The following is a 4,836-nucleotide window of genomic DNA, read 5'->3' as shown; positions in this document are numbered from 1 at the left end:
TCGTTGGGGATGGTTGCTTTTTAGCTGATTATTCGATTGTTGTTGAACTATTGTGCTTTGGGAACTCTAAAGTCGAGGTAAGGTTGATTCTGGGTTGTACAGCTCGGGTGGTTTTAGTCAGGCAATGATGCCAGCAATGCTGTGTATTCCCGGCCATGATCATTAAAGAGCCAGAGCTTAGGTCAATTGAGTAAGGCCGTAGGTCCTTACGTCGTTTATGTCTGAGACGGAATCGGCGGGTTGCTCCGAGGCTGAATGAGGCAATCACGGGGTGTTCACCCAGCTCGGTTTCGTCGTCGCTGTGCCAGCCATTGCTGTCTTGGCCATCTCGATAGAGGTTTATCAGTACCGAGTTGAACCGGTGGTGGCTGAGCTTCTCTATATGGCGCCGTATTTGCTGCACTGCGGAGTGCCATGGCGTCGACTTAAGATGAATGCCAGAATATTGGTAATGCCTGCCCGGATCGCCCATCCAAACCTGAAGTCTCGGGACATTATGGGTTTTTCCGTAAAGTGAGATAGTGTCTTGTTGCCAGGGAAGGCTGGCATAGAGATCGTGATAAAGTTGATCAGCGTCGAATTCAGAAACTATCTGTGGCCACAGTAAAATCTCGGCGTCTTCAAGCTCAAGTAATTCAGGTTTGACGTTGATGGGAAGAAACATATTCCGGGCTCCGACAAACGACGTCAGCCCGGAAATCCTATAGCGGGTTTACTGGTAAGTCACCCAATAAATCATTTCTCCGGGGCAGTCCTTACCCATAACTTCAGCCATTATGTCATCAAGCTTCATTTTATGCAGGTTCTCAAGCCACTCATCGCCCTCTAGTTTTTCTTCCATAAGCCATTCGGGAACGGAGCGACTATCGGCATTATACCAAGCGACGGGAAAGCGCATCTCTTTAGGCAAGCGGTGACGTTTAACGCTGAGTGAAGCATCGCAACGAACCATCAGGCTATTGGCAATTTGCTGTCGTTTATTTAGATAATTGTCAGTTTCCCGCTCGTACTTATCCACATGAGGGCTGATTAGCTCCTCGTAGCGACTTTCCAGACAATGGTCGTAAGCCCGGCTGACCTCACTATTTTTGTACCCCAACACATCACAGGCCTTTTTAACACGGCCTCGAACCTCTTCCTTTAGCTCGGTGTACCAGGGGGCATTGGGGCCAAGGGCTTTCTGGGCTTCGATATTGGCGATAAACAGCAGATTTTCGTCTGGTGTAAAGCAGGACGAGGGCTTATGAAGGTGCAACGGAAATTCGTTGGCAATACTGGGATCGTTGCGCATCTTGTCATCCCTGTTTAATCGAGCAGTATCGCAGATCTCCGAACCATCAGAATCCATCACGCTCGAGATGGAGGGCTGATCAACATACGCCAGCGTATCCGCTGAAACGATGACTGAAAATACATATAAATATACGGCTGCGGCCGTTTTTTGAACAATCGACATATCCACTCCCTTGAACACATCACACTGCTTTGATTAAGATTGATTAAGCTTCTAAATGTATAACACGTATAAGAGGGCGTTGTCTTTATTGAATACTGGTTTGCAGTATCTTACTTTTTTGCAGCAGCGCCGTGGGGGACCAGTTTTCGATACCCCATTGAAGTATCTCTTCTATGGTACTGGCTTCAAGTTGATTGTCCGCCTGCATGCCCAAGGCTGAAAATGCCTTGATCATCAGTGGTCGAGGTTCATCCTGTGGTATGGCCGGGGCATGATTTTGTTTGCTCAGTTTATTGCCATCACTTTCAACAATCACAGGAATATGAGCGTACATTGGGTTTGGGAAACCCAGTTGGTTTTGCAGGTGGATTTGCCGTGGCGTCGAGTCCAGAAGGTCGACACCTCGGACGATATGAGTCACTCCCTGAAAGTAATCATCCACTGATACTGCCAGTTGGTAGGCGTACAAACCGTCTTTTCTCTTCAGAGTAAAATCACCAAGCTCGCTCAGGTCAAATGAATACCTGCCCTGAATCCTATCAGTGAAATGAATAACCTGATCATGACAGCGCAGCCTGAGCGCATGGGGTTGGCTTGGTACATTTCGGTTATCCCGGCAATAACCGGGATAGACACCGTTTAATCCGGATAACTGTTTGCGGGTGCAGATGCAGGGATACAGCTCTTCTGTCGTGAGCAGATGTTCCAGTACATCGTCATAACATTGACTGCGGGTGCTTTGGTATAGAACGCTGTCGTCCCAATGCAGCCCATAGGCTTCCAGCGTCTTTAAAATCAAATCCGCAGTGCCAGCCGGTTCTCTGGGTGGGTCAATATCTTCTATGCGAACCAGCCATTTGCCATTATTGGCTCGTGCGTCAAGGTAACTGGCCAGAGCTGCAACAAGCGAGCCAAAGTGTAATGGGCCAGAAGGAGAGGGTGCAAATCGTCCGATGTAAGAATCTGGTTGATTACCCATATCGCAATGATGCTGGACTCAGTAGGGGATAGAAAAGGGTCAGACGCCAGGCAAGGGTTACCCGGCGTCATGGGCAATTATACCCATCGCCTTTCAAGATGCTACGTTGTTGTCAGCGTTCGCTCACCCCGATCACCTACTATTTGTAGGCTCACGGGACCCGAGGGCCTAAAGGCTTCGCTCACTTGTCGCCTAGTAGCATCTTGAAATCTAATGGGTATAGGTAATGTTCAGTTACCTAATTGTTTTTCTTTGATCTCAGCCAGTGTCTTGCAGTCAATACACAGCGTTGCTGTTGGACGGGCTTCAAGACGACGAATGCCGATTTCAACACCGCAGCTGTCACAGAAGCCATAGTCGTCTTCTTCGATGCGGGTCAGAGTGTCATTGATCTTTTTGATCAGTTTACGTTCACGGTCACGGGTTCTGAGTTCAAGGCTGAACTCTTCTTCCTGACTGGCGCGATCGGCAGGATCCGGGAAGTTTGCGGCTTCATCCTGCATATGGTTTACCGTGCGATCCACTTCTTCCATCAGCTCCCGTTTCCAGTTCTGGAGGATCTGAGTGAAGTGAGCGACCTGCGGCTCATTCATGTACTCTTCCCCAGCCTTTTCCTGGTAGGGGGTAAAGGACTTGAGCAGATTGCCTGTATCCGCGTTTTTCTGTGCTGACATGATTACAGCCTCACCACCTTCTATTCGTGAGCCAGGGACAACTAACCTTCCTGGAACTCTCCATTTAGAGAAATTGCCCAAAACAGCAGGAGCTGCCTGAGAATATCTCTGTGATCGCCGGTTAACCGGCTCCCTGAAAGCCAAGGTAAACACCATGGGTGCCTGGTGAGAACAAACGCTCCTGGCACTTGCCTTTTGCCTTCCTCTGCGCTGAAGTGTACGTCTGTCTCAGTGCAGGTATGGAAGCACCTGTGGATAAACAGCCATGCTTCCAAAAAAAACGAAGCGGTAGAAACTACCAAAACCCATGACAAGACGCCATAAAAAAATAACACTTGTTCCCAGACATTGACTAAAACCTGGACTCAGGTCAACTGGTATTATACCTGTTGCTATCCGTTAATGACTGCTTCAGGGCTTCGCATTCCTGAGACTAAGCACTTAATCGACCAACATCATAAAATACTGATTTTGAATATCAATACGTAGATAAATGAGCATAAGTGATGAAATACGAACAGAAGCTGGAAGAAGCAACCCTGATCAAGAGGTACAAGCGTTTTATGGCAGATGTGGCACTGCCTGATGGCTCTCAGATTACCCTTCATTGCCCCAATACCGGCTCGATGAAGAACTGTCTCTATCCGGGAAATCGGGTCTGGTATTCCGATTCAAAAAACCCGAAAAGAAAATATCCATGCACCTGGGAGCAGGCAGAAATTCCAGTGCTGTTTAATGGTAAAGAACGCCTGACCAGAGCAGGGCTGAATACTGGTCGGGCCAACACGCTGGTTGAAGAGCTGATGAGTGCCGGGAAAGTGCCAGAGCTCAGAGCCTATAAAACCATCCGGCGGGAAGTGAAATACGGCGAAGAAAACAGCCGGATAGATTTATTGCTTAAACAGGAAGGTTTACCGGATTGTTATGTGGAAGTAAAAAGTGTCACCTTAGCCATGGGGGACGGGCTTGGCTTATTTCCGGATGCGGTGACGTCACGGGGAGCCAAGCATCTCAGAGAGTTGGCTCAAATGGTCGAAAATGGTCATCGGGCTGTGCTGTTTTTCTGTGTTCAACATACCGGTATTGATCGTGTTTCCGTTGCATCGGAGATTGACCCGGGTTATGCCGAGGAATTTCAGCAGGCGGTAGCTGCCGGTGTTGAAGTGATCGTCTGGGGGGCTGAGATGTCTGGACTTGCTATCGAATTGACCAAGCCATTGCCGTTTTGTTGATCTCTCACTTGTCAGATTGTGACTTACAACCCACCTCAGAGCGCTGGGTTGTAAGTCGTTGACCAAGCTGGAAGGTTATTGTTGATAAAGAGTGCTTTAAAACGGCTGATATTGCCGGGTTTACAAAAACAGGTATTTGCTGAAATAAAACCTACTGCAAAAGTATGTGGTGCGAATAATTAACATCTATTTAGCCCCTGTTAGACTGATTTATTGGTGAGTATTTGAATGTTTTATTAAATGGCTGTGGTTTTTATTTGATTTTTTCTTTTGATTAATACTTTTGTCTAAGTATTTTTTAGAAGGTTATGACTTTTGGTTAATGGTTATTCTGTGTGTCTTCGATAAGATGTCACCTAAATAAAAACTAACTGCTAAATAAGTTTTTTGGAAGTTTATTTGGTGGTGTTTTTAAATGCTCGACTTTAGATTTTCCATAAAACGGAAGTTTGGTCAGATTGCATAATTTCAAACAAACCAACATCGACGAACTAT

Annotated in this window: 5 protein-coding genes; 1 reads left to right on the top strand and 4 read right to left on the bottom strand. The window is 47.0% G+C overall.

From position 1 onward, the window contains the following. Positions 1-28: 28 nt before the first annotated feature. From Q1B11_RS19945 to dksA, 4 genes are all read right to left on the bottom strand, one after another. Positions 29-664 (bottom strand): alpha-ketoglutarate-dependent dioxygenase AlkB, encoded by a 636-nt coding sequence (locus Q1B11_RS19945; RefSeq protein WP_299735719.1) that lies wholly within the window; start codon positions 662-664, stop codon positions 29-31. Between the two features lie 48 nt (positions 665-712). Further along, positions 713-1,456 carry a hypothetical protein gene (locus Q1B11_RS19940; protein ID WP_299735717.1) on the bottom strand — a complete coding sequence of 248 codons (744 nt, stop codon included), beginning with the start codon at positions 1,454-1,456 and terminating at the stop codon, positions 713-715. A gap of 85 nt (positions 1,457-1,541) precedes the next feature. Further along, positions 1,542-2,435 carry a tRNA glutamyl-Q(34) synthetase GluQRS gene (gluQRS, locus tag Q1B11_RS19935; RefSeq protein WP_299735715.1) on the bottom strand — a complete coding sequence of 298 codons (894 nt, stop codon included), beginning with the start codon at positions 2,433-2,435 and terminating at the stop codon, positions 1,542-1,544. Positions 2,436-2,665: 230 nt separating this feature from the next. Further along, positions 2,666-3,109, bottom strand: coding sequence for an RNA polymerase-binding protein DksA (gene dksA / locus Q1B11_RS19930; RefSeq protein ID WP_067515962.1), 444 nt, complete (start codon positions 3,107-3,109; stop codon positions 2,666-2,668). A 506-nt stretch (positions 3,110-3,615) separates the two neighbouring features. Between dksA and sfsA the strand changes: the two genes are divergently transcribed. Beyond that, on the top strand, positions 3,616-4,341 hold the full coding sequence (sfsA, locus tag Q1B11_RS19925) for a DNA/RNA nuclease SfsA (protein WP_299735713.1): 726 nt from the start codon (positions 3,616-3,618) through the stop codon (positions 4,339-4,341). Positions 4,342-4,836 lie beyond the last annotated feature (495 nt).

Source organism: uncultured Endozoicomonas sp., assembly GCF_947495845.1.
Classification (GTDB): Bacteria; Pseudomonadota; Gammaproteobacteria; order Pseudomonadales; family Endozoicomonadaceae; genus Endozoicomonas.
The sequence above is the reverse complement of the archived record's forward strand: the minus strand, read 5'-3'. Positions and strand labels throughout refer to the sequence as shown.

Coding starts and splice junctions, on each gene's coding strand:
- gluQRS (WP_299735715.1), bottom strand. CDS start 2,435: ATGGGTAATCAACCAGATTCTTACATCGGACGATTTGCACCCTCTCCT.
- dksA (WP_067515962.1), bottom strand. CDS start 3,109: ATGTCAGCACAGAAAAACGCGGATACAGGCAATCTGCTCAAGTCCTTT.
- Q1B11_RS19940 (WP_299735717.1), bottom strand. CDS start 1,456: ATGTCGATTGTTCAAAAAACGGCCGCAGCCGTATATTTATATGTATTT.
- sfsA (WP_299735713.1), top strand. CDS start 3,616: ATGAAATACGAACAGAAGCTGGAAGAAGCAACCCTGATCAAGAGGTAC.
- Q1B11_RS19945 (WP_299735719.1), bottom strand. CDS start 664: ATGTTTCTTCCCATCAACGTCAAACCTGAATTACTTGAGCTTGAAGAC.